Source organism: Pantoea sp. WEP (assembly GCF_041678305.1).
GTDB classification, from domain to species: domain Bacteria; phylum Pseudomonadota; class Gammaproteobacteria; order Enterobacterales; family Enterobacteriaceae; genus Pantoea; species Pantoea dispersa.
Genome location: NZ_JBGNXB010000001.1, coordinates 3,534,018 through 3,557,558, shown reverse-complemented (window position 1 = coordinate 3,557,558; position 23,541 = coordinate 3,534,018). Strand labels below are relative to the sequence as shown.

At 57.7% G+C, this 23,541-nt stretch carries 19 protein-coding genes; 10 read left to right on the top strand and 9 right to left on the bottom strand.

Annotation, left to right across the window (positions count from 1 at the left end; all coding sequences use genetic code 11):
• Positions 1–68: 68 nt before the first annotated feature.
• Positions 69–1,097: an EF-P beta-lysylation protein EpmB gene (gene epmB / locus ABVR31_RS16645; RefSeq protein ID WP_058759602.1), complete on the bottom strand. Its 1,029-nt coding sequence runs from the start codon at positions 1,095–1,097 to the stop codon at positions 69–71.
• 40 nt (positions 1,098–1,137) lie between these two features.
• Here epmB and efp point away from each other — a divergent pair, with 40 nt between their 5' ends.
• The 3 genes from efp (at position 1,138) to epmA (ending at position 3,132) form a co-directional block, all read left to right on the top strand.
• Entirely contained in the window at positions 1,138–1,704 is a 567-nt protein-coding gene (gene efp, locus ABVR31_RS16640) for an elongation factor P (protein ID WP_021507762.1), read from the top strand.
• A 151-nt stretch (positions 1,705–1,855) separates the two neighbouring features.
• A complete protein-coding gene (locus ABVR31_RS16635; RefSeq protein WP_031279745.1) occupies positions 1,856–1,990 on the top strand; it encodes an entericidin A/B family lipoprotein in 135 nt (44 codons plus the stop codon).
• A gap of 164 nt (positions 1,991–2,154) precedes the next feature.
• A complete protein-coding gene (epmA, locus tag ABVR31_RS16630; protein ID WP_021507760.1) occupies positions 2,155–3,132 on the top strand; it encodes an elongation factor P--(R)-beta-lysine ligase in 978 nt (325 codons plus the stop codon).
• Between the two features lie 64 nt (positions 3,133–3,196).
• Here epmA and degS read toward each other — a convergent pair whose 3' ends face one another.
• From degS to zapG, 3 genes are all read right to left on the bottom strand, one after another.
• Positions 3,197–4,270, bottom strand: coding sequence for an outer membrane-stress sensor serine endopeptidase DegS (gene degS / locus ABVR31_RS16625; protein WP_150059174.1), 1,074 nt, complete (start codon positions 4,268–4,270; stop codon positions 3,197–3,199).
• A gap of 86 nt (positions 4,271–4,356) precedes the next feature.
• Positions 4,357–5,727 (bottom strand): serine endoprotease DegQ, encoded by a 1,371-nt coding sequence (degQ, locus tag ABVR31_RS16620; protein ID WP_088516008.1) that lies wholly within the window; start codon positions 5,725–5,727, stop codon positions 4,357–4,359.
• 108 nt (positions 5,728–5,835) lie between these two features.
• The gene (gene zapG, locus ABVR31_RS16615; RefSeq protein ID WP_021507757.1) at positions 5,836–6,240 is read right to left on the bottom strand and encodes a Z-ring associated protein ZapG; all 405 of its coding nucleotides are present in this window, start codon (positions 6,238–6,240) and stop codon (positions 5,836–5,838) included.
• A gap of 184 nt (positions 6,241–6,424) precedes the next feature.
• Here zapG and zapE point away from each other — a divergent pair, with 184 nt between their 5' ends.
• The 5 genes from zapE (at position 6,425) to sspB (ending at position 10,087) form a co-directional block, all read left to right on the top strand.
• Positions 6,425–7,552, top strand: a complete 1,128-nt coding sequence (gene zapE, locus ABVR31_RS16610; protein WP_372773519.1) for a cell division protein ZapE — start codon at positions 6,425–6,427, stop codon at positions 7,550–7,552.
• A gap of 238 nt (positions 7,553–7,790) precedes the next feature.
• Positions 7,791–8,219, top strand: a complete 429-nt coding sequence (gene rplM, locus ABVR31_RS16605) for a 50S ribosomal protein L13 (RefSeq protein ID WP_021507755.1) — start codon at positions 7,791–7,793, stop codon at positions 8,217–8,219.
• Between the two features lie 15 nt (positions 8,220–8,234).
• Positions 8,235–8,627: a 30S ribosomal protein S9 gene (rpsI, locus tag ABVR31_RS16600; protein ID WP_021507754.1), complete on the top strand. Its 393-nt coding sequence runs from the start codon at positions 8,235–8,237 to the stop codon at positions 8,625–8,627.
• 329 nt (positions 8,628–8,956) lie between these two features.
• Complete coding sequence (gene sspA, locus ABVR31_RS16595) at positions 8,957–9,598, top strand: stringent starvation protein SspA (protein WP_021507753.1); 642 nt, start codon at positions 8,957–8,959, stop codon at positions 9,596–9,598.
• Between the two features lie 3 nt (positions 9,599–9,601).
• Entirely contained in the window at positions 9,602–10,087 is a 486-nt protein-coding gene (gene sspB / locus ABVR31_RS16590) for a ClpXP protease specificity-enhancing factor (RefSeq protein WP_021507752.1), read from the top strand.
• A 111-nt stretch (positions 10,088–10,198) separates the two neighbouring features.
• Here sspB and ABVR31_RS16585 read toward each other — a convergent pair whose 3' ends face one another.
• Entirely contained in the window at positions 10,199–11,953 is a 1,755-nt protein-coding gene (locus ABVR31_RS16585) for a sulfite reductase subunit alpha (RefSeq protein ID WP_058770697.1), read from the bottom strand.
• A 53-nt stretch (positions 11,954–12,006) separates the two neighbouring features.
• Positions 12,007–17,538, bottom strand: a complete 5,532-nt coding sequence (locus ABVR31_RS16580; RefSeq protein ID WP_372773515.1) for a glutamate synthase-related protein — start codon at positions 17,536–17,538, stop codon at positions 12,007–12,009.
• An 884-nt stretch (positions 17,539–18,422) separates the two neighbouring features.
• Between ABVR31_RS16580 and arcB the strand changes: the two genes are divergently transcribed.
• A complete protein-coding gene (gene arcB, locus ABVR31_RS16575; protein WP_058759597.1) occupies positions 18,423–20,756 on the top strand; it encodes an aerobic respiration two-component sensor histidine kinase ArcB in 2,334 nt (777 codons plus the stop codon).
• A 248-nt stretch (positions 20,757–21,004) separates the two neighbouring features.
• On the opposite strand, the gene ABVR31_RS16570 is transcribed toward arcB, so the two are convergent.
• The gene (locus ABVR31_RS16570) at positions 21,005–21,349 is read right to left on the bottom strand and encodes a hypothetical protein (RefSeq protein ID WP_215800413.1); all 345 of its coding nucleotides are present in this window, start codon (positions 21,347–21,349) and stop codon (positions 21,005–21,007) included.
• Between the two features lie 306 nt (positions 21,350–21,655).
• On the opposite strand from ABVR31_RS16570, the gene mtgA reads away from it, so the two are divergent.
• Positions 21,656–22,378, top strand: a complete 723-nt coding sequence (gene mtgA, locus ABVR31_RS16565; RefSeq protein ID WP_372773513.1) for a monofunctional biosynthetic peptidoglycan transglycosylase — start codon at positions 21,656–21,658, stop codon at positions 22,376–22,378.
• Between the two features lie 5 nt (positions 22,379–22,383).
• On the opposite strand, the gene npr is transcribed toward mtgA, so the two are convergent.
• Positions 22,384–22,656 (bottom strand): PTS phosphocarrier protein NPr, encoded by a 273-nt coding sequence (gene npr, locus ABVR31_RS16560; protein WP_058759594.1) that lies wholly within the window; start codon positions 22,654–22,656, stop codon positions 22,384–22,386.
• Complete coding sequence (gene rapZ / locus ABVR31_RS16555; RefSeq protein WP_021507744.1) at positions 22,653–23,507, bottom strand: RNase adapter RapZ; 855 nt, start codon at positions 23,505–23,507, stop codon at positions 22,653–22,655. Before rapZ ends, npr begins: the two co-directional genes overlap by 4 nt.
• Positions 23,508–23,541 lie beyond the last annotated feature (34 nt).

The following is a 23,541-nucleotide window of genomic DNA, read 5'->3' as shown; positions in this document are numbered from 1 at the left end:
CGACACTACGGTGATGGCGCCGACTGTAGGGTGCGCATTCATGCGCACCGGGCAGCTGGCAGGGAACGTCACTCCTGACGCAGCTGCAGATCCAGCGGCGTTTTGCTCGGCTCACCACCTATTTCCCGCGCCAGCTTCGGCACCATATAGCCCGACACCATGGTCAGCAGCTGCCGCACCAGCGCCCGTGCCTGCTCATCCGGCACAAAGAAGTGCGCCGCCCCCTGCACCTTATCCAGCACATGTAAATAGTAGGGCAGGATGCCGGCATCAAACAGCGCATTGCTGAGCTGTGCCAGAGTCTGCGCATCGTCATTAACGCCGCGCAGCAGCACGCTCTGGTTCAGCAGGGTGACGCCGGCGCGCTTCAGCCTCTGCATGCGTTCGCGCAGCGCCTCGTCAATCTCCTGCGCGTGGTTGATGTGGCTGACCAGCAGCACCTGCAGACGCGTATCCGCCAGCAGCTGGCATAGCCCTTCGGTAATGCGCGCCGGGATCACTACCGGCAGCCGGCTGTGAATGCGCAGGCGTTTCAGGTGCGGAATGTTTTCCAGCGCGCCAATCAGCCACGCCAGCTCCTGATCTTTCGCCATCAGCGGATCGCCGCCGGAGAAGATGATCTCGTCGAGCTCGGGATGGGCGGCAATGTAATCAATCGCCGCCTGCCAGTTGCGCTTGTTGCCCTGATTATCCTGATAGGGGAAATGCCGGCGGAAGCAGTAGCGACAGTTCACCGCGCAGCCGCCCTTGACCAGCAGCAGCGCGCGGTTTCTATACTTATGCAGTAAGCCCGGCACCACGCTGCTCTGCTCATCGAGCGGATCGGTGCTGTAGCCCGGCGCATCGGTAAACTCCTGACGGCTGGTCAGCACCTGCAGCAGCAGCGGGTCCTGCGCATTGCCGCGCTGCATGCGCTGAATAAAGGCGCGCGGTACGCGCAGGGCGAACAGACGGCGTGCTTCGCTCCCGGCTGCCAGATCTGCGTGGTTTTCGAGGGCTAAAAGTTGCAGTAATTCAGCAGGATCGGTGACAACATCAGCAAGTTGCTGCAACCAATCTTCTCTGACGGGGGGATTTAGGGTTACAATGTGTGCCATTTTTTTGGCTATTACCAGTTAATATCTACAGAGGGCCTTTATGGCGACTTATCTTAGCAACGATTTTCGTGCCGGTCTTAAAATCATGTTCGAAGGCGAACCGTATGCCATCGAATCCAGTGAATTCGTTAAGCCGGGTAAAGGCCAGGCGTTTGCACGTGTTAAAATGCGTCGTCTGCTGACCGGTTCACGCGTTGAGAAAACCTTCAAGTCTACCGACTCCGCCGAAGGCGCAGACGTGCGTGACATGACGCTGCAGTACTCCTACAACGACGGTGACTTCTTCTACTTCATGCACCCGGAAACCTTCGAACAGTATCAGGTTGAAGCCAAGGTACTGGACGACGTGACAAAATGGCTGCAGGACAACGCCGAGTGTATCGTAACCCTGTGGAACGATAAACCGATCGCCGTTCAGCCACCGAACTTCATCGAAGCAGAAATCACCGAAACTGACCCAGGTCTGAAAGGTGATACTGCCGGTACCGGCGGCAAGCCAGCGACGCTGTCTACCGGCGCCGTGATCAAAGTGCCACTGTTCGTACAGATTGGCGAAGTGGTAAAAGTGGACACCCGCTCTGGCGAATACGTTTCCCGCGTAAAATAATCGTCAAATCAGGCGCATCATCGATGCGCCTTTTTTATTCCCGCGCTCTTCCCCGCACCGCGTCTTTTTTCAGCGGCTTAACCGCCATCATGGCGTATCCGGTCTATGCTTTAAAAGCTGTACTTTTACTGCAACCAACAAGGATATGGCTATGTTAAAGAAAAGTATTGTCGCGATTTTCTCGGTACTGGTGCTTTCCTCGCTGCTTTCAGCCTGTAACACCACGCGTGGCGTAGGCGAAGATGTTGAAGCGGGCGGTCAGGCAATTCAGCGCAGCGCGCAGTAACTAAAACCGGTGCGAAACCTGCTTTCGTACCGGCTTTCTCTTCTTCCTGTTGTCCTGCCAGCACCTGTGATTTCTGAAACTGCCTGCCGCGACGGCGGTGCCGTTGTTTGCCGTCAGCAATACGGGTAGACTTCCTCCCCTTGTCTGTATAAGGAGTCATCACCATGAGCGAAACGGCAAGCTGGCAGCCGAGCGCACCCATTGCCAATTTGTTGAAACGCGCCGCCATCCTGGCGGAAATCCGGCGTTTCTTTGCCGATCGCGGCGTACTGGAAGTGGATACGCCTGCCATGAGCCAGGCGACGATCACCGACATCCACCTGGTGCCATTCCAGACGCGCTTTGTCGGACCTGGCGCGGCAGACGGGCGCGATCTGTGGCTGATGACCAGTCCGGAATATCACATGAAGCGCCTGCTGGCGGCGGGCAGCGGCCCGATTTATCAGATGGGGCGCTGCTTCCGTAATGAAGAGGCCGGGCGCCACCATAATCCGGAATTCACCATGCTGGAGTGGTATCGGCCGCACTACGACATGTATCGGCTGATGAATGAAGTCGACGACCTGCTGCAGCAGGTGCTGGAGTGCGACAGCGCCGAATCGCTATCGTATCAGCAGGCGTTTATCCGTCATCTGGAGATCGATCCGCTGTCGGCGGACAAGGCGCAGTTGCGCGAAGCGGCGGAAAAGCTGGGTGAGGGCGAGCTGGCGAATCGCGAAGACGATCGCGACACGCTGCTGCAGCTGCTGTTTATGCTGGGCGTGGAACCGAAAATTGGTCTCGATAAGCCGTGCTTCGTCTATCACTTCCCGGCCAGTCAGGCGGCGCTGGCGGAGATCAGTACCGAAGATCACCGCGTGGCAGAGCGTTTTGAGGTCTATTACAAAGGCGTGGAGCTGGCCAACGGTTTCCGCGAACTGACCGATAGCCGCGAACAGCGTCAGCGCTTTGAGCAGGATAATCGTCGTCGCGCCGCGCGCGGTTTGCCACAGCATCCGATTGATACTTACCTGCTGGATGCGCTGGCGCACGGCATGCCGGCCTGTTCCGGCGTGGCGCTGGGCGTCGATCGCCTGATTATGCTGGCGCTGAAGGCCGATGCGCTCAGTGAGGTGATCGCTTTCCCGGTCGATCGCAGTTAGTTACGCCGCGGTTCTGCACACCCGGCCGCGGCTCAGCGAAGGCGCTGTCCGCGGCCGGGTGCGTTTACGGCGAGGTATTATTGGCCGCTTCCGGAAACTCCTGGATGGTAACCGGCAGCGTCATCTTCTGCTCATTGCGCAGCACCTGCACATCAATCACCGATCCCGGGCGGATTTCCGCCACCTGGTCCATGGTCTCCTGCGCGGACAGCGCCGGCTTACCGTTCACCTGCAGCAGGACATCGTTGGCCTGAATGCCGGCGCGATCCGCCGGACCGCCCGGCGTCACTTCACTAACAATAATGCCCTGCACCCGATCGAGGTTGCTGCCCTGACCGTGCAGCGGCGGCAGCTCGCGCCCGGTAATACCGATATAACCGCGGATCACCCGGCCATCGCGAATCAGCTTATCCATAATTTTGGTCGCCAGCGCGGTCGGAATGGCAAAACCAATGCCTTCCGGAGTTTCGCCGTCGTTGCTTTTGTCGAAGGTCAGCGTGTTGATGCCCATCAGCTCGCCCAGCGAGTTAATCAGTGCGCCGCCGGAGTTCCCCTGGTTGATCGAGGCATCGGTTTGCAGGAAGTTCTGCCGACCGGAGGAGCTCAGACCGATGCGGCCGGTGGCGCTGATGATGCCCTGGGTGACCGTCTGGCCGAGGTTGTACGGGTTGCCAATCGCCATCACCACATCACCAATATGCGCGACACGTTTGGCGTTAATCGGAATTACCGGCAGATTGGAGGCGCTGATTTTTAACACCGCCAGATCGGTCATGGCGTCGGAGCCCACCAGCGTCGCTTCAAAAAAGCGTCCGTCCTGCAGCGCGACGATAATCTGGTCAGCGTTATTGATGACATGTTTGTTGGTGAGGATGTAGCCTTTCGCGTTCATGATGACGCCGGAACCGAGCGTGGTAATGCCGCGATTATTGTTACCGTGCGCGCTGCGGTTATAGACGTTGACCACCGCCGGCACAGCACGGCGCACGCCCTGATTGAAACTGAAGGGCGCTTGATCGGCGCTGCTGTCGTGATCAAAGGTGACGTTGCTGCCCATTCGCAGCGCCGGGATCGCGACAAGCAGTAAACCTGCCACGATCAGGCCCATCACCACAGAACGTAAAAGTTTAAGAAACATGGTGTTATTTCAGGCAAGAGTTGATCGCAGGGCAGAATAGCACGAGAAGGGCGGACAAACACCTGCTTGTCCGCCCGTTGCGAGGATTATCGCAGAAGCAGGTAAATACTCTCGTCGCCGCGCACCACGTTCAGCGCCAGTACCGGCGGTTTGCCCTCCAGCACTTTGCGCATCTCGGCGAGGCTCTGCACCCGCGTACGGTTGACGCCGACAATCACATCGTCTTTCTGCAGGCCAACCTGTTCTGCCGGCGTGCCTTTTTCGATGGTATCGACTTTGACCCCTTTATCGCCGGCTTTGGTATTGCCGTCACTGAGCGTGGCGCCCTGCAGCGCCGGCGACATCAGCTGGGCGCTGGCGGTGCTCTGCGCGCTCTGTTCCAGCGTTACGGTCACCGTCAGCGGTTTGCCATCGCGCAGCAGACCGATTTTCACCTGCTGGCCTGGCGGCGTGGTGCCGACTTTCACCCGCAGCTCGGCAAAACTGGTGATTGGCTTATCGTTAATGGCGGTGATGATGTCGCCCGCTTTGATGCCCGCCTGTTCCGCCGCCGACTTCGGCAGCACTTCAGAGACAAATGCTCCGCGCTGCGCATCGACGTTAAACGCTTTCGCGATATCGGCGGTCATTTCTGTCCCTTTGATCCCGAGCTGACCGCGCTTCACTTCGCCGAACTGAATCAGCTGCTGCGCCAGGTTCATCGCCATGTTGCTGGGGATGGCAAAGCCAATACCAATATTGCCACCGCTCGACGCCAGAATGGCGGTGTTAATGCCGATCAGCTCACCGTTGAGGTTCACCAGCGCGCCGCCAGAGTTACCACGGTTGATGGCGGCATCGGTCTGAATAAAGTTCTCCAGCCCTTCCAGATTCAGCCCGCTGCGGCCCAGCGCCGAGATAATGCCGGACGTCGCCGTCTGGCCGAGGCCGAACGGGTTGCCGATCGCCACGGCGAAATCACCCACTTGCAGCGCGTCAGAATCAGCAATTTTCACCTGCGTGAGGTTTTTTGCGCCTTCTACCTGAATCAGTGCGATGTCGGTTTGCTCGTCATGACCAATCAGCTTTGCGTCATATTCGTTGCCATCGCTCAGCTGCACGCTGATTTTATCCGCACCGTTTACCACGTGGTTGTTGGTCAGGATGTAGCCTTTGGCCGCGTCGATGATGACGCCGGAACCCAGTCCTTCAAACGGCTGTGGCTGAGACTGCCCGGGCGCCTGGCCAAAGAAGCGCTTCAGCGGCTCGGGAATATCCTGGCCCTGCTGACCGCTGTCGGTGCCCTCGACATGCACGCTGACCACCGCCGGCAGCACTTTTTCCAGCATCGGTGCCAGGCTTGGCAGTGCTTGTCCCTGAATCTGTGCCGGCAACGTGGCCATGGCACCCGGCGTCGCCGCCAGACTCATCCCAATGCTCAAGGCTAATGCGCTTAACAGTCGTGCTGGTTTTTTCATTGCTATGACGCTCTCGCTGCGAAAAGGGGGATAAAAGAAGTGTGACAGTTATTGGTAATAAGCGTTCGGAAAACAAAAAGGGCACAGCCATGCTGTGCCCCAAAAGGATTAACTGCGGGTGGTGCGCTCGCCGCTGCGCAGCAGGCCCGATGCGCCTTCAGAGTAGTCGCGCGGGATCTGCACCGGCGCCTGGTCGTTATCGGCCTCGGCTTCCGTCAGCTGGTAAGCAAACGGGTTTTTCTCGCCCGGCAGATTTGGCAGCAGGTCATTCGACCCTTTCGCCATGTGCTGATACAGCTGGCGATAGTCGCGCGCCATGTTGTCCAGCAACTCTGCGCTGCGCGCAAAGTGGTTGGTGAGCTCTTCGCGGTAATCCGCCAGCTCCGCTTTGGATTTTTCCAGTTCGTACTGCATGCTGCGCTGCTCACGCAGCTTTTTGTTGCCAAAACGCATCGCTACCGCGCCGACAATAATGCCAATCACTAAACCAATCAGCCCGTATTCCCAGGTCATAATGACTCCCGTGTAATTTCCGTTGCTTCGTAGGGCATTGCTTCTGTTTCAACTTCAATAGTAGCCACTATACCCGTTAATCCATCGGAAGTGGAATCCTCGGGCTGTATCGCTTAGTGTAGAGCGGCCTAATTTTCGACAACCGACACGTGAATCGGACTTTTTCAGGGATTCTGAGAGAACCATGCAAACCTCATCTCCGCTTGCGCGCTATGAGCAGGCGCTGTCGCAGGGCGAGTTTCGTCCGGACGATGTACAACGTGACGCCATCACCCGTTTAGATCGCATTCAGCAAGGCCTGATTGCCCGCCAGCCGCAGCCGCAGCCGGCAGCTAAAGGGCTGTTTGGCCGCTTATCAAAGCTGATGAATAAAGCGCCGGAGAGCCATGAAGCGCCGGTGCGTGGCCTGTATATGTGGGGCGGCGTCGGACGCGGTAAAACCTGGGTAATGGATCTGTTTTTTCAGTCTATTCCTGGCGATCGCAAACTGCGTCTGCATTTCCATCGCTTCATGCTGCGCGTGCACGAAGAGTTAACGCAGCTGCAGGGCCACAGCGACCCGCTGCTGATTGTCGCTGACCGTTTCAAAGCGGAAACCGATATTCTCTGTTTCGACGAGTTTTTCGTCTCCGACATCACCGACGCAATGCTGCTTGGTACGCTGATGGAAGCGCTGTTTGCCCGCGGCATTACGCTGGTGGCGACCTCCAACATTCCGCCGGATGAGCTGTACCGCAACGGCCTGCAGCGGGCGCGTTTTCTGCCGGCTATCGAGCAGATCAAGCGCCACTGCGATGTGATGAATGTCGATGCCGGCATTGATTATCGCCTGCGCACCCTGACATCGGCCCATCTGTGGAATTTCCCGCTTAACGACGCGACGCACGCGGAGATGGAGCGCATGTTCAGCGCGCTGTCCGGTAAACCGCGCACCGACGCGCCGGTGCTGGAGATTAACCATCGCCAGCTGCCGACGCTCGGCGTTCATGAAGGCGTACTGGCCATCAACTTCCTCGCGCTGTGTGGCGAAGGGCGCAGCCAGCACGATTACATTGAGCTGTCGCGCCGCTTCCACAGCGTGCTGCTATACGATGTGCCGGTGATGATTTACAAAACGGAAGACCAGGCGCGGCGGTTCCTCGCGCTGGTGGATGAGTTCTACGAGCGCCACGTCAAGCTGGTGGTGGCGGCAGAAACCTCGCTGTTTGAAATCTATCAGGGCACGCGGCTGAAATTCGAATATCAGCGCTGTCTGTCGCGCCTGCAGGAGATGCAGAGCGAGGAGTATCTTCGCCTGCCGCACCTGCCCTGAGGGGCAAACAGAAATCACCGCTTCGGGCGCAAAAAGAGTCGATCTTTAGATTCGACTTCTCTATAATCTTGCGACCCCACGTTACAGCACAGGCTTTCTTTTCCCGGAAAACTGTGTGATCCGGTAACTCTACCTGAGGGGGTGGGCTTGCTGGGCGAATTGGTCGTGTGAGCCTCAATCGTTAACTTAGCGTTTGGGATTTCACCAACGTGTAACTTTTATTTGGGTAAGCTTTTCAATGAAAACTTTTACAGCTAAACCAGAAACCGTACAGCGTGACTGGTATGTTGTTGACGCAACTGGCAAAACCCTGGGTCGCCTGGCGACTGAACTGGCGCGCCGTCTGCGTGGTAAGCACAAAGCGGAATACACTCCGCACGTTGATACCGGTGATTACATCATCGTTCTGAACGCTGACAAAGTTGCTGTAACCGGCAACAAGCGTAACGACAAGATTTACTATCACCACACTGGCCACATCGGTGGTATCAAGCAAGCGACCTTTGCAGAGATGATCGAACGCCGTCCTGAGCGTGTGATTGAAATCGCGGTTAAAGGCATGCTGCCAAAAGGCCCACTGGGTCGTGCTATGTACCGTAAACTGAAAGTTTACGCAGGTAACGAGCACAACCACGCGGCGCAGCAACCGCAAGTTCTTGACATTTAATCGGGATTATAGGCAATGGCTGAAACTCAAAACTACGGCACTGGTCGCCGCAAAAGCTCTGCCGCTCGCGTCTTTATCAAGCCGGGTAGCGGTAACATCGTCATTAACCAGCGCTCTCTGGAGCAGTACTTCGGTCGTGAGACTGCACGCATGGTCGTGCGTCAGCCGCTGGAGCTGGTTGATATGGTTGGTAAACTGGACCTGTACATCACCGTTAAAGGTGGTGGTATTTCTGGTCAGGCTGGTGCGATCCGTCACGGTATCACCCGCGCTCTGATGGAATACGACGAGTCTCTGCGTTCTGAACTGCGTAAAGCGGGCTTCGTTACCCGTGACGCGCGTCAGGTTGAACGTAAGAAAGTCGGTCTGCGTAAAGCACGCCGTCGTCCACAGTTCTCCAAGCGTTAATTGCTGGCTGCTTCGGCAGTTACAATTGGCTCAAAAAACCCGCTTCGGCGGGTTTTTTATTGCCTGAATCGCGGCTTTTTCAGCGCAAAAACGCGAGCTTTCCCCGCATTTTGCCCGCAAATGATTATCCCCGCCCCACAAGCTGCTTAAAATCTGGTAAACTGACTGACACTTTGCGCCCGCGAGTCGCGGCGTTGTGCATACTGCTCCTGTCGGGACGACCGGACAATGCCCGTAACGCCCGGCTGTGTGCGAATCTGATGAGCAGGTGAGTCGCCGCGTGGTTGGCTATTCGCAGTATTTTTTTGTGAACAAACTTGGAGGTTTTCATGGCTGTCGCTGCCAACAAACGTTCGGTAATGACGCTGTTTTCTGGTCCGACTGACATTTTCAGCCATCAGGTACGTATCGTGCTGGCTGAGAAGGGCGTCAGCGTGGAGATCGAGCAGGTTGAAACGGATAATCTGCCGCAGGATCTGATTGACCTCAACCCGTATCGCACTGTGCCAACGCTGGTCGACCGTGAACTGACGCTGTATGAATCCCGCATCATCATGGAATACCTCGATGAGCGTTTCCCGCATCCGCCACTGATGCCGGTTTATCCGGTCGCGCGCGGTGAAAGCCGTCTGATGATGCACCGCATTGAGCAGGACTGGTACAGCCTGATGCGTACCATTGAAACCAGCAGCGGTGCCGAAGCCGATGCCGCGCGCAAGCAACTGCGCGAAGAGCTGCTGGCCATTGCGCCGCTGTTCTCACGTACGCCGTTCTTTATGAGCGAAGAGTTCAGCCTGGTTGACTGCTATCTGGCGCCGCTGTTGTGGCGTCTGCCGCAACTGGGTGTGGATCTGGCTGGCGCAGGTTCGAAAGAGCTGAAAGGCTACATGACGCGCGTATTTGAACGTGACTCCTTCCTCGCTTCTTTGACGGAAGCCGAACGTGAAATGCGCCTGCAAGCCCGGGGCTAATCTATGGAAATGTCGCAACTTACTGCCCGCCGTCCCTATCTGCTGCGGGCCTTTTATGAATGGCTGCTCGACAACCAGCTGACGCCGCATCTGGTGGTGGATATCAATCTGCCTGGCGTACAGGTGCCGCTGGAGTACGCTCGTGACGGACAGATTGTCCTGAACATCGCGCCGCGCGCGGTGGGTAACCTTGAGCTTGCCAACGATCAGGTGCGCTTCAATGCGCGTTTCGGCGGCGTGCCGCGCCAGGTATCTGTGCCGATGGCTGCGGTGCTGGCGATTTACGCGCGCGAAAACGGCGCCGGCACCATGTTCGAACCGGAGCCTGCTTATGAGCTGTCCGGCGACGAGCAGGAAGGCGGCCAGGAAGAGACGCTGATGTCGGTGATTGATGGTGACCGTCCGGACGATGCGACGGATGACGACTCTTCACCGGATGATGAACCGCCGCCGCGCGGTGGACGTCCTTCACTGCGCGTAGTGAAGTAAATCGCGGAAAATAAAAAACGGGCTGATTAGCCCGTTTTTTTATGCCTGTGTCGCGGCGCGGCTTAGTGCGCAGCAGACCAAAGGGAGCGTAGCGCTCCCTTTGTACCGATCTTAATAAACGTCGCGCAGGTAACGCTTATCTTTCTTCAGCTGATCGATATAGGCTGCGGCACGCTCGCTGGAAAGACCACCGAACTGACGCACCACTTCATACAGCGCGGCATCGACATCTTTCGCCATGCGTGAGGCATCGCCACAGACGTAGAAGTAGGCGCCTTCCTGCAGCCAGGCGTACAGCTCAGCGCCTTTCTCCAGCATGCGGTTCTGCACGTAAATCTTCTCTTCCTGATCGCGGGAGAAGGCCAGGTCGAGATGCGTCAGCAGACCGCTCTGCTGCCAGCCCGCCAGCTCATCCGCGTAAATGTAATCATGTTCCTGATGCTGGTCGCCAAAGAACAGCCAGTTTTTACCTTCAGCACCGGTCGCCTGGCGCTCCTGCAGGAAGGCGCGGAACGGCGCGATGCCGGTACCCGGACCGACCATGATCAGCGGGGCGTTATTGTTCGCCGGCACGCGGAACGCTTTGTTCGGCGAAATAAAGATCGCCGGCTTCTCTCCGCGACGCACGCGTTCAGCCAGATAGGTTGAGCACACGCCTTTACGCTCGCGGCCACCGCTGTGATAGCGCACGGAAGCGATGGTCAGATGGACCTGGTTAGGGTGCGCCTTCGAGCTGGACGAAATGGAGTAAGCACGGTGCTGCAGCGGACGCAGCATCGCCACCAGCTCCGGCACCGACAGATTACGCTTCAGCTCGAGCTGCAGCAGATCCAGCGTATCTTTGCCCCACAGCCAGTTGGCCAGCGTATCTTTATCGTCGTGCTGCAGGACGTGCAGCAGCTCCTGGTTGGTGGTGTGCTGTCCGACCCACTCAATCAGCTTGCGCGACGGCTCAGAAATCTCGAACTGATAGGTCAGCAGATCGCCGAGGTTACGGTCAAAGCCCGGCACTGGGGTTTCGTAGTCGGCTTTCAGCTCGCTCAGCAGCAGGCTCACCAGCCCGGCATCGTTCACCGGGATCACGCCCAGCGCATCACCGGCTTCGTATTTCAGGCCGCTGTCGCTCAGGTCAAATTCGAAGTGACGGATATCTTTGGCGGACTGCTCGCCGGACAGACGCTTATTGGTCACCAGCGCCGCCGCGTACGGGTTTTGCTTGTTGCTGCCCGGGATCACCGGCGCTTCCGGCGCGCTCTCCAGCACCGTGCCGCTGCTGCCCGCGCTGGCGGCAAACTGTGGCATGGCGCTGCCAATCCACTCGCTGGAAGGCTCTTCGTAATCGATGTCGCAGTCGATGCGATCCACCACGCGTTTCGCCCCCAGCTGCTCCAGGCGCATATCAATGAACTTACCGGCCTGGCAGAAACCGTCGTAGCCGGTATCGCCGATTGCCAGCACGGCAAAGTGCATCTGCTCCAGACGCGGCGCGGTGCTGGCTGAGATGGCCTGCCAGAACAGCTGTGCGTTATCCGGCATTTCGCCTTCGCCGTAGGTGGAGGTGACGATCAGTACATGACGCATGGTGGCGAACACATCCAGATCCACTTCACCCAGCGCCTGCACTACCGGCACCAGGCCTTTAGCGCGCGCCGCTTTGGCTGCGGTCTGCGCCAGCGCTTCGGCGTTACCGGTCTGGGAGCCAAACAGAATATGCAGCTGGGTGGTGGCACTGGCGCCCGCTGCCGGTGCGGTCTGCTTGTCTTCTAATACCAGCAGGCGCGAGTGGAGACCGGCGAGAAACCCCGCCAGCCAGTATTTCTGTTCGCCGTTAAACGGCGCGTCTTCAGGAATGTAAGGAATCTTCATGGATATCAGTACTCAAACCGTTTTATCGTCATCAATCTTCTTTCGCAGCGCAATCAGGAGAGTTTCCCGACCGCGGCGGCAATCTCTGGCAGTGCGGCGCGTGCAAACAGCTCTTCAAAATCAGGCAGATGGCCCAGCACCTCACGGTTGCAGGCGTCCTGATAAATGATCCAGCCATAGGTTGCCAGGCTGTCCATGGAGCGAATGTTGCGCTGCGTCAGCGCGGCTTTGTAATCCGACATACGCTTGGCGGCGATCAGGCTTGCCAGCTCATCATCGCTGTAGTTCTCAATGGCCGCACGGGCATGACGCTGCAGCTTGCTGACCAGCGCGAAATCTTCGGTCATCAGCAGGTTGCGAACCGCTTTCTCGACTGCCGCATCTTCCACCGCTGTGCCTTTCGGCAGTTTGCCCAGCGCCAGCTGCTGCGCGAAGCTCAGAACGGTGTAGTTATTCAGCAGAACAAACATCTCCTGCGTATCGGTCGCGCCGTAGGCCGGTACCGCACCGTCGGCGATGGTTTTGCCCGCACGCCAGGCTGATTTGAACTTGGCAACCTGATGCGCGGCCAGCGACGTGGACAGCTCTTCCAGCAGATCCTTACGCGTTTTCGCTTTCAGAATTTCGCCGCCATCCTGATACAGCAGCAGCGAGCGCGGCATCACATAAACGAAGTGCTGACACTCGGTTTCCCAGTTCTCCAGCAGCCACGCCGCGCGCGGCGACTGGGTAGCTTCGAGGTGCCAGTGCAGCATGGTCAGCACTGCCTGCTTGTGCACCTGCGCCATTTCGTCTTCGTCAGCGATGGAGCCGAACAGCACCGAATCACCGGCGGCGTGCGCGGCCAGGGAACGGTACGGATCGTACTGATAGGCGAAGCCGCCGCTCATGCCGTTACCGAAACCTTTACCAAAGGTGCCGAGGTTAAGAATCGCGCCATTGGTCATGTATTCACAGCAGAAGTCGCCGACGCCTTCAACCACCGCGGTGGCGCCCGAGTTACGCACGGCGAAACGGTCACCGGCCTGGCCCTGAACAAACAGACGACCGCCGGTCGCGCCGAACAGCGCAAAGTTACCGATCAGCACGTTGCCGTCGCTGTCCTGTGCGCCGCCGCCCGGTGACATCACCACCAGTTCGCCGCCACACTGACCTTTACCGACGCCATCGTTACAGGTGCCGTAATGCTTCATCTGCATGCCGTCGTTGCAGAACGCGCCAAATGACTGACCGGCTGACCCGCGGGTATCAACCTGCACTGTGCGCGGTGCCAGATATTTCCGGCCACGGTCATCCTGCAGTACCGCTGGCAGCGCGGCCAGCTGCTGCGCCGACAGCTCGTGGTTCAGCATGCGCTCAATATCGATCGCCAGCTGACCGCCAACGCTCTTGTTACGGTTGTTCAGCGTCACGCCGTTACCCAGCGTAATCTCGCGGCGGGCGGCATCAACCAGCTGCGCTTTCAGCTCGTCTACCCAGCCATCGTCCAGCTCGAAATCTTTTTCCAGATACACTGGCTGAGCGATCTTCTGCTCCGGCACCACGGTCAGCATGGCGCGCAGATCGAGTTTGCCCACTTCCAGCGGATGATCCATCAGATGCAGCAGGTCAGAGCGGCCGCGCGCTTCACGCAGCGAACGCAGACCGAGGCGTGCGAGGAACTCACGCACTTCCTGCGCCACGTTGATAAAATACTGCGCCAGCTGACGCGGATCGCCATCGAAGGCTTCAGCGTTAGTGGTGAGGCCAGCCGGGCATTTGACGTTGCAGTTTTTCGCCATCACGCATTTCAGCATCATCAGCGCGGTGGTGCCAAACTCGAAGCTGTCGCCGCCGAGCAGCGCTGATTTGATCACATCGCTGCCGGTCTGCTGTGCGCCGGAACAGCGCAGCTGCACTTTGTCACGCAGCCCGTTAGCGCACAGCGCCTGGTGTACTTCGGCGATACCGATTTCCGCCACGCGCCCGGTGTATTTCAGGCTGGTGACCGACGCCGCGCCGGTGCCGCCGGTGTTACCGGCGACGTTGATGACGTCTGCGCCGGCTTTTGCCACGCCGACTGCGATAGTACCGATGCCTTCAGACGACACCAGTTTGACGATAACGCGCACGCGTGCCGCTTTACAGTCGTGGATCAGCTGCGCCAAATCCTCGATAGAATAAGTATCGTGATGCGGCGGCGGTGATACCAGCTCAACGCCCGGCGTACCGCCACGCGCGGCCGCAATCTCCACCGTCACTTTCGGTGCAGGCAACTGACCGCCTTCGCCCGGTTTAGCGCCCTGGCCAATTTTGATCTCCAGCTCTTCCAGCATCGGGTCGGCCAGATAAGCCGCCCACACGCCGAAACGACCGGACGCCAGCTGTTTGATGCGCGATGCGCGAATGGTGCCGTGGCGTGAATAGTGTTCGCCACCTTCACCACAGTTACTCATTCCGCCCACCATATTGGTGCCGTGCGCCACCGCTTCGTGCGCCGGCGCGACCAGCGCGCCGTGGCTCATGGCGCCTGAGGCGAAGGTACGGGTGATTTCGTGCGCCGGCTGGATCTCTTCCAGCGGCAGCGAAGGCAGCGCGGTAAAGATTTTTGCCAGATAGTCTGCTGCCTGACCGTAAGCGGTAATGTGCAACACGCCTTCAGTGATGCTGCTGCTTTCGATCTCATCGTTAAAGCGGGTTTTCAGCGCGCGTGACAGCGCGGCCAGACGCTCGCTCTCCGGCTTCAGGCCGGCAATGGCATCAATCAGACGCAGCTCAAACTGGTTGAGGCTGCCGTTCACCGCTTCACAGCGCAGGCCGCGAATGGCGAAGCCGTTGTTAACCAGCGAGTAGCGGCCCAGCTTGCGGCCAAATTCGGCTTCGCTGTCCACGTGGGTCAGATCGCACGGCAGCGCGAGGATGTCGCGCAGCGCCGCCGGACGACGCTTACGCTCAGCGTGCATCAGGCTGGAGAACTGACGGTAATCCGGCGTGATAGCAAAGCTGTCGATCACCGCATTCGGGATGCGCTCGAAGCTGCTGTCTTTAAACGACTCGGCTTTGATGCTGAACGCGTTGTCCAGCCTGGCCAGCGTCATCAGACGGATAAAATTGTCCTCTTCGCGCGCTTTGTCAGCGAAGCGAATCGGCTGCTCTGTCATATCAATAAAGGTACGCACCGCGATGGTGCCGTACGAGTGGCCCGCGCCTTCGGCACGTTCTTTAAACAGACCCAGCAGCGGCACTTCGGCTTCGCCCTGAATTTTCAGCGCGCTCTGGTGCCAGTCCACCGCCATCTGCGCGATGGCCGGGAAGCCCGCGCCGCCCACCGGGGTTTTGATATTCGGGAAATATTTCTTCAGCACCGGATCTTCGGTATCGAGGAAGTTCGGCTCGAAGAACTCACCGCAGCTGTAGCTCTCAACGGTACACAGGCCCACTTTGCCCATGGTTTTCATCAGCGCTTTTTCTGCCGCTTTGGCATAGCGTTTGAACGCTTTGTTGCCTTCTTCACCTTCACCAAACTTCTCTTCTGCACGCATCTGTACGCCCAGCGGATACACGGCAGAGGCGCCGAAGCCGAGCGTGGCGGCGATATGGTGTGAGGAGATGCTCTGGCCGCTCTCGACCACCAGCGACACATCCAGACGCAGGCCTTCCTGCACCAGACGCTGGTTGATGGCCGACACCATCAGCAGCATCGGAATGGCAGCATGGGTTGACGAGATATGGCGATCGGTGATCACCGCGATGCCGCCCTGCTGACGGGCAAAATCCACCACCTGCTGCGCCAGGTTATCGATAGCGTTTTCCAGCGCTTTGGCGTTGGCGGCGCGGCTGACGATGTCTTTACCGATGACCGGCTCATACAGCATCTCGAAGCGCGCATACGGCGCCACTTTCTGCTCGCGCAGACGCAGCATGTCCAGGTGCGTCAGGATCGGGCTTGGCACGATGATCTGCTGGCCTTTACTGCGGCCGAGATGCGGTTTGGCGCCGAGCGCCACGCGCAGCGTCATGCCGTCCGCTTCACGGATAGAGTCGAGCGGCGGGTTGGTGACCTGTGCAAAGCGCTGCGAGAAGTAGTGCGCCATGCCGCCTTCATGATCGGACAGGCCATTGATGGCGTTGCCGTAACCCATCGCGGAGATCTTCTCAGCGCCGGTTTGCAGCATCGGGTCCATCATGAATTTGAAGCTTTCCTGGTTGTAGTAGTAAGCCACAAAGCGCTGATAGGTTTTCAGGTCGCCGCGATAGCGCAGCGGTGAGCCGAGTTTCTCTGCCGGCACTTCCGGCAGCTGCTGCAGTTCAACGCGTGCCGCCTGCACCAGGGAGAGATAATCTTTTTCTGCCGCCAGCTTTTCCAGCGCCTGCACGGTGGTGTAAGAGCGTTTCTCTTTGTGATCGTAATAGAGCATGCCGCCAGCTTCGATACGGCCACGGCGCAGCACGCTCTCCGGTGGGAAGGCGATCTGGCCGGCTTCTGACATCGCACCGATGTATTCAGCGGTTTCTACGGAGCGCAGCGGACGCAGACCAAGACGGTCCAGCCGTGCGCCAATCACTTCGCCGTTACCGAAGATCAGCGCGGCGGGGCCGTCGTTCTTCTCTTCATACAGCGAGAAGTATTCCAGCATGGCGCGCACTTCAGCTGACAGCGAGGTGTCGTTTTCCCACGCCGGCGGCATCATTGAAACCACGGCGTTGATCAGATCGAGGTTATCTTCCATCAGACGGCTGTGGATGCTCTGATCGAGACGCGAACTGTCAGACTGGCCTTTTGGCCGCACGATCTTTTTGCCGCGCGCCAGCATCAGTGCCGCTTCCGCGATGCGGTTTTTACGGTCCGTGTTCAGCTCACCGTTGTGCGCCATCAGGCGGAACGGCTGCGCCATCGTGGTATGCGGATCGGTATTGGTGGAGAAGCGGGTATGGAAAAACAGTCCGCGCACCTGATGATCGGGATCGGTCAGATCTTTGAAGTAAGGGATCACTTCGTTGGAGTTCAGGCGGGCTTTGAACACCTGAGTGCGCGACGACAGCGACAGCGGATAAAGACCGCCGAATTCGCTTTCGGTAAAGGCGCGTGCTTCGATGTCCAGCAGCGCACGGTAAATGTGGCGCTCGAAGTCGCTCTGCTCGGTAACGTCCTGCGGTGCGGCAAACACCCACTGCACGATCGGCAGCTGGAACTGCTGTGCGGCCGGGCGCGTGACGCTGTTGTCCAGCGGCATATCACGCTTCAGCAGCACCGGGAAGTTGTAAGCGGCCAGCGTCTCTTCAACCAGACGCTCTGCGTTCGCGCGCAGCGCCGCATCTTTTGGCACAAAGAAGTTGCCCACGCCAAAGCGGCCCGCTTCCAGCGCCTGACCGGTCAGCTTACGGAAGAAGTTCAGGGAGAGGTCAACGTTAACGCCTGCACCATCGCCCACACCCTCTGCAGACATCCCGCCACGGTGCGGTACCGTGCACAGGGCGCTATGCGCCATCTGCAGGATTTCATGGGTCTGCTCGCCGTCCTTGCGGGTAATGAAACCTACACCACAGCTGTCGCTTCCTGCTGATGGATCATACAAACCCCAGGGGTTAGGTTGTTGAGTGGACATTGAGGGTCTCCTTAAACTGCTTTAGACATTACCTGCATTATTTCAGGCACAGAGCGCTGCTGCGTGCTGTATCAATTTGTTTTCGCGCGCTTTTACGCGGACGTCGCAACACCGGACAACGACAATCAAGGCACTGATTTACGTCCTTGATTGGCTGTCCATAAAATCCGGTCTCTAAGGGAGATAACTTGCATCCAGAGGGAGTCTTCTTGCTGCATAGATATGCCGAGACACAGTCCCGACTGGAAAGCATCCAGCGGAATTCCAACTTATCGGGAAAGCGAACTCAGGTCAAATAGCCAGCTTTATTACGGTTAATCAGCCTTTTTGCAATTTAACTGTATGATTATTATGTTTTTATTACGTAAATATATGTCAATCTGACCTTTCTGATTCCCTTATGAAGTGTGAGCCGTCTCACTGTGTGATCGGCCTCATATTTCCAGACCATGCTGTTGAATATGGGGATGCCAGCACAAAATTCTGTTTGGACCGTTTCGTGCACAGCATGTATCTGTTTTTCTTATGGCGGAACATTTGAATCAAAACGCGGTTGCCATTAGTAAAATTAATTAACCAGGGTGTGATTAAAACAGCACTTAAGCTGAATGGATATGCAATAACGGAAGGCAACCATCAGGAGGGATGGCTGCAGAAAGCGGATGCGCCGGGCACGCGGCACCGGGACCCGCAAAAGCGCGGCCCTCCAGATTATTCAGTTGGCAGAATTAGTCAAGCGCTTTAGGCATAAAGCCGCGAACGTCGGCGAAACGCCGCGCTGCTGCACCATAACAGGGCGTAAAGTCAGTCCGCACGGCGCGTGCGGCGGCGCAGCGCGCGGATAATTACGCTATGATGAGCCAGATTCGTTCAGGGAGCGCGTAATGAAACAGATTCGTCTTTTAGCACAGTACTACGTGGATTTAATGGTCAAGCTCGGGCTGGTGCGGTTTTCGCTGCTGCTGGCTTCGGCGCTGGTGGTGCTGGCAATGGTGGTGCAGATGGCGGTCACCATGGTGCTGCGTGGCCACGTTGAAAGTATCGACGTGGTGCGTTCAGTGTTTTTTGGCCTGCTGATTACCCCATGGGCGGTCTACTTTCTCTCCGTGGTGGTCGATCAGCTGGAGGAGTCGCGCCAGCGGCTGTCGAAGCTGGTGGACAAGCTGGAGGAGATGCGCACGCGCGACCTTGAACTGAATCAGCAGATGAAAGAGACCATCAGCCAGCTGAACCAGGAAATCAGCGACCGTATTAAAGCAGAGCAGGCGCGCGAGCAGGTGATGGATAAGCTGCGCGAAGAGATGACGCGGCGTGAACAGGCGCAGATTGAGCTGGAGCAGCAATCTTCCTTCCTGCGTTCGTTCCTCGACGCCTCGCCCGACCTGGTGTTCTATCGCAACATCGACAAACAGTTCTCCGGCTGTAACCGCGCCATGGAACTGCTCACCGGCCTGAGCGAGAAGCAGCTGATTGGCCTGACGCCGCGCGACATTTATGACGAAGATGCCGCCACCAAAGTGCTGGAGACCGATGAGAAGGTGTTTCGCCACAATGTGTCGCTCACCTATGAACAGTGGCTGCAGTATCCGGACGGGCGCAAAGCCTGCTTTGAAATCCGCAAAGTGCCGTATTACGACCGCGTCGGTAAGCGTAGCGGCCTGATGGGCTTCGGACGCGATATTACCGAGCGTAAGCGCTATCAGGACGCGCTGGAGAACGCCAGCCGTGAAAAGACCACCTTTATCTCCACCATCAGCCACGAGCTGCGTACGCCGCTTAACGGCATCGTCGGGTTAAGCCGCATCCTGCTGGATACCGATCTCAACCAGGAGCAGCTGAAGTACCTGAAAACCATTCACGTCTCGGCCATCACGCTCGGCAATATCTTTAATGATGTGATCGAAGTCGACAAGATTGAGCGGCGCAAAGTGCAGCTGGATAACCAGCCGCTGGATTTCACCGGCTTCCTCGCCGACCTGGAAAACCTCTCCGGCCTGCTGGCGCAGCCGAAAGGGCTGAAGTTCGTCATGGCACCGGAATTGCCGCTGCCGCACAAGATCTCCGCCGACGGCACGCGCCTGCGCCAGATTCTGTGGAACCTGATCGGCAATGCCGTGAAGTTTACCCGGCAGGGCGAAATCGTGGTGCGCGTCGCCTATCGCCAGGACGAAACGCTGCACTTTGAGGTGCAGGACTCCGGGATGGGCATTCCGCAGGAAGAGCAGGACAAAATCTTCGCCATGTATTACCAGGTGAAAGATCAGCACGGCGGTAAACCGGCCACCGGCACCGGGATTGGCCTGGCGGTGTCACGCCGGCTGGCGCAGGCGATGGGCGGCGATATCACCGTCAGCAGCGCACCGGGTCAGGGCTCGTGCTTTACCGTGGAAATCCACGCGCCGCGCGTGGCGGATGAAGTGGAAGATGAGGATCAGGACGACAGCATGCCGCTGCCGGCGCTGCACGTGCTGCTGGTAGAAGATATCGAGCTCAACGTGATTGTGGCGCGCTCGGTACTGGAGAAGCTGGGTTGCAGCGTGGAGGTGGCGATGACCGGCGGTGAGGCGCTGGCGATGTTCGATCCGCAGGAGTTCGACCTGGTGCTGCTGGATATCCAGCTGCCGGACATGACTGGCCTCGATGTGTCGCGCGCCATTCATCAGCAGCACGCCGGCGTGACGCTGCCGCCGCTGGTGGCGCTGACTGCCAACGTGCTGAAGGATAAAAAAGAGTATCTCGATGCCGGCATGGACGATGTGCTGAGCAAACCGCTGGCGGTGCCGGCGCTGACCGCGATGATCAAGAAATTCTGGGATTACCAAGCCGAAGCGGAAGCGGTGGTGAGTGACGCCGACGCGGAACAGTCACGCACGCTGCTGGATGTCGACATGCTGGAGCAGTATATCGAGCTGGTTGGTCCGGGGCTGATCACCCAAAGCCTGACGATGTTCGAGCAGATGATGCCGGGTTATCTTGAGGTGCTGGACTCCAACATGATGGCGCGTGACCAGAAGGGCATCGCCGAAGAGGGGCACAAGATCAAAGGCGCGGCGGGCTCCGTCGGCCTGCTGCATCTGCAGAAGCTGGCGAAACAGATTCAGTCACCGGAATTGCCGGCCTGGTGGGATAACGTGCAGGAGTGGGTCGACGAGCTGAAGCACGAGTGGCGGCACGACGTTGAAGTATTACGGAACTGGGTTGCGGAGCGGGAAAAATAGCGCGGGCCAGAAAAAAAATGACCCCAGTCGAAACCGGGGTGCGCGAATACTGCGCCAACACCAGGGAAATGGGCGCTGCTGCTATTATTAGAAATCGAATACAAAAGCAACAGCGTGGTATTGGTTAACGCTTCAAAATCACCTTAGCAAATTCGCCACAGCTTGTGACAAGATTCATTAAATTGTGTGATGTTGAGCAGCGTTTAAATACAGAAAACATTAATTTGCTGACACAGTCAAGCAAGGAATCAATTTCTTTGGCGTATTGCACTATTTTTGAGCAAATGTGCGCTTTTTTGCCTGGTTTTCCCACAGTCGCGGTCCGGAAAGCGCTGTGCGGCGAAGGGAAACGGCAAAAAGCGCAGCGCAACGGTCTTTTTTATGCTCATGTTATTGATTCTAATAATGAATAACCAGATTTTGTGGCGGTTATCCAAAACGTTTTGGAAACCCCCGGCTGAAAGTTCCAGTTCGGGCATTGAACGGTTAGCGTAAACCGGATGGGCGGTAAAACGTTTTACAGGTTGCGCCCTGGTCTGAAGCGTAATTGTCGCTATTTGCGCCGTGTTTTTCAGAATGGTCTCGGTTGTCAATGAACATCTTCACTGACTACTAAAGATGATAGTTAAACATCGTGAAAGGTTTAACGTGAGCGGTATCACAATCGGTTAAGTATTTATGCCTGTGCGCGCTGCGCGATTTTTCTGCATGGAACCGATTCCTTTTTGCCGGAAGTGCTTGATGCGACTGGCTCTAATAGAGGAACGATGGTTGCCCGCGCAATGAGTTTGGCTGGTGGTCGCGATGCTGCAGAGATAAAATTCCGGCTTGCATCACCGCTATTTGAAATCATGACCTGAGTAATTGATTAATCCAGGGAACCGGTAAGAGACGATTGCATGAGTAAGAGTAAAGGGAAGAAGGTCCAGCGCCTGAAGCGGCTGGCTGGCAGGGTGCTTCTGGCATGGCTGGGTCTGTGGCTGGCCGGCATTGTGCTGTTCGCATTTTTGCCGGTGCCGTTTTCGGCGGTAATGGTGGAGCGGCAGCTTGGCGCGTGGTTCAGCGGACGCTTCGATTATGTCGCGCATTCAGACTGGGTGGGAATGGATGAGATTTCACCGTGGATGGCGCTGGCGGTGATCGCCTCGGAAGATCAAAAATTCCCCGAGCACTGGGGCTTTGACGTGCATGCCATTCAGCAGGTGCTGGACAATGACGGCAGCGAACGGATGCGCGGCGCTTCAACGCTGTCTCAGCAGACGGCGAAGAACCTGTTCTTGTGGGATGGCCGCAGTTGGGTGCGCAAAGGGCTGGAGGCCGGGCTGACGGTGGGACTGGAAACGGTATGGACCAAACGCCGCATTCTGACGGTGTACCTGAATATTGCGGAATTCGGTAATGGAGTGTTTGGTGTGGAAGAGGCATCGCAGCGCTATTTCCACAAGCCTGCCAGCCGGCTGAGCATGGCGGAAGCCGCTTTGCTGGCGGCGGTGCTGCCGAATCCGATTCGCTTCCGCGCGGATGCACCGTCCGGCTACATTCGTCAGCGCCAGCAGTGGATTATGCGCCAGATGCGCCAGCTGGGCGGCGAGGGCTTCCTCAACCGTTACCAGCTGCACTGACGCGGTTAATCTTCGTCAAAACCGGCTTCAAACAGCTCAATGACCGCGGCCAGCGCCTGGGTTTCCTGCGGGCCGCTGGCCTCGATTTCGATATGACCGCCTTTAGCGGAGTCGAGCATCAGTAGCGCAATCACGCTGCTGGCTTCGGCTTCGGTACCGGCCTCGTTACGCAGCAGCACTTCCGCATCAAAACTCTGCACCAGCTCAAACAGCTTCATCGCCGGGCGCGCATGCATACCCAGCTTATTTCGAATCTCAACGGTTTGCTTCACGGTCATGATTTGCGTTTTTCCAGGGTGCGATGACGGGACTGCACATTTTTACCGCGCGAACGGAAATAGTCTGCCAGCTGTTCGGCAATGTAGACCGAACGGTGCTTACCGCCGGTACAGCCAATCGCCACAGTCAGATAGCTGCGGTTATTGGTTTCCAGCATCGGCAGCCACAGCTCGAGATAGCTGCGCGTCTGGTAGATAAAGTTGTGCACTTCGGTGTGACGATCGAGGAAGGCCGCCACCGGACGATCGAGCCCGGTCATCGGACGCAGCTTCGGATCCCAGTGTGGGTTGGGCAGAAAACGCACGTCAAACACGTAATCAGCGTCGATCGGGATACCGTGCTTGAAGCCGAAGGATTCAAACACCATGGTGAGTTCACGCTCACGCTTGCCCAGCAGGCGCGTGCGCAGCATTTCTGCCAGCTCATGCACCGACATCTCTGAGGTATCGATGATCAGATCGGCACGCGAGCGCAGCGGCTCCAGCAGATCGTTCTCCTCATCAATGGCGCTTTCCAGCGACAGATTTTTGCTGGAGAGCGGATGCAGGCGGCGCGTGTCGCTGTAGCGGCGGATCAGCGTGTTGCGATCGGCGTCCAGAAACAGCAGCTGTGGCGAGAACGCTTCCGGCAGATTGTTCAGTGCCTGCTCAAACACCTCCGGTGATTCCGGCATGTTGCGCACGTCAATGCTAACCGCCGCTGAGATATTGCGCTCGGTTAAGGTGTTCGCCAGCTCCGGCAGCAGCACCACCGGCAGGTTATCGACACAGTAGAAGCCCATATCCTCGAGGGCGCGCAGCGCGACTGATTTTCCTGAGCCTGACCGACCGCTAACGATCATCAGCACCATCACATTTCTCCCGTGTTAAACCGGCACGCAGGCC

Bases quoted from the DNA above. Each gene is read 5' to 3' on its own strand.
- epmB (WP_058759602.1), bottom strand. From the start codon at position 1,097: ATGGCACACATTGTAACCCTAAATCCCCCCGTCAGAGAAGATTGGTTG.
- efp (WP_021507762.1), top strand. From the start codon at position 1,138: ATGGCGACTTATCTTAGCAACGATTTTCGTGCCGGTCTTAAAATCATG.
- ABVR31_RS16635 (WP_031279745.1), top strand. From the start codon at position 1,856: ATGTTAAAGAAAAGTATTGTCGCGATTTTCTCGGTACTGGTGCTTTCC.
- epmA (WP_021507760.1), top strand. From the start codon at position 2,155: ATGAGCGAAACGGCAAGCTGGCAGCCGAGCGCACCCATTGCCAATTTG.
- degS (WP_150059174.1), bottom strand. From the start codon at position 4,270: ATGTTTCTTAAACTTTTACGTTCTGTGGTGATGGGCCTGATCGTGGCA.
- degQ (WP_088516008.1), bottom strand. From the start codon at position 5,727: ATGAAAAAACCAGCACGACTGTTAAGCGCATTAGCCTTGAGCATTGGG.
- zapG (WP_021507757.1), bottom strand. From the start codon at position 6,240: ATGACCTGGGAATACGGGCTGATTGGTTTAGTGATTGGCATTATTGTC.
- zapE (WP_372773519.1), top strand. From the start codon at position 6,425: ATGCAAACCTCATCTCCGCTTGCGCGCTATGAGCAGGCGCTGTCGCAG.
- rplM (WP_021507755.1), top strand. From the start codon at position 7,791: ATGAAAACTTTTACAGCTAAACCAGAAACCGTACAGCGTGACTGGTAT.
- rpsI (WP_021507754.1), top strand. From the start codon at position 8,235: ATGGCTGAAACTCAAAACTACGGCACTGGTCGCCGCAAAAGCTCTGCC.
- sspA (WP_021507753.1), top strand. From the start codon at position 8,957: ATGGCTGTCGCTGCCAACAAACGTTCGGTAATGACGCTGTTTTCTGGT.
- sspB (WP_021507752.1), top strand. From the start codon at position 9,602: ATGGAAATGTCGCAACTTACTGCCCGCCGTCCCTATCTGCTGCGGGCC.
- ABVR31_RS16585 (WP_058770697.1), bottom strand. From the start codon at position 11,953: ATGAAGATTCCTTACATTCCTGAAGACGCGCCGTTTAACGGCGAACAG.
- ABVR31_RS16580 (WP_372773515.1), bottom strand. From the start codon at position 17,538: ATGTCCACTCAACAACCTAACCCCTGGGGTTTGTATGATCCATCAGCA.
- arcB (WP_058759597.1), top strand. From the start codon at position 18,423: ATGAAACAGATTCGTCTTTTAGCACAGTACTACGTGGATTTAATGGTC.
- mtgA (WP_372773513.1), top strand. From the start codon at position 21,656: ATGAGTAAGAGTAAAGGGAAGAAGGTCCAGCGCCTGAAGCGGCTGGCT.
- npr (WP_058759594.1), bottom strand. From the start codon at position 22,656: ATGACCGTGAAGCAAACCGTTGAGATTCGAAATAAGCTGGGTATGCAT.
- rapZ (WP_021507744.1), bottom strand. From the start codon at position 23,507: ATGGTGCTGATGATCGTTAGCGGTCGGTCAGGCTCAGGAAAATCAGTC.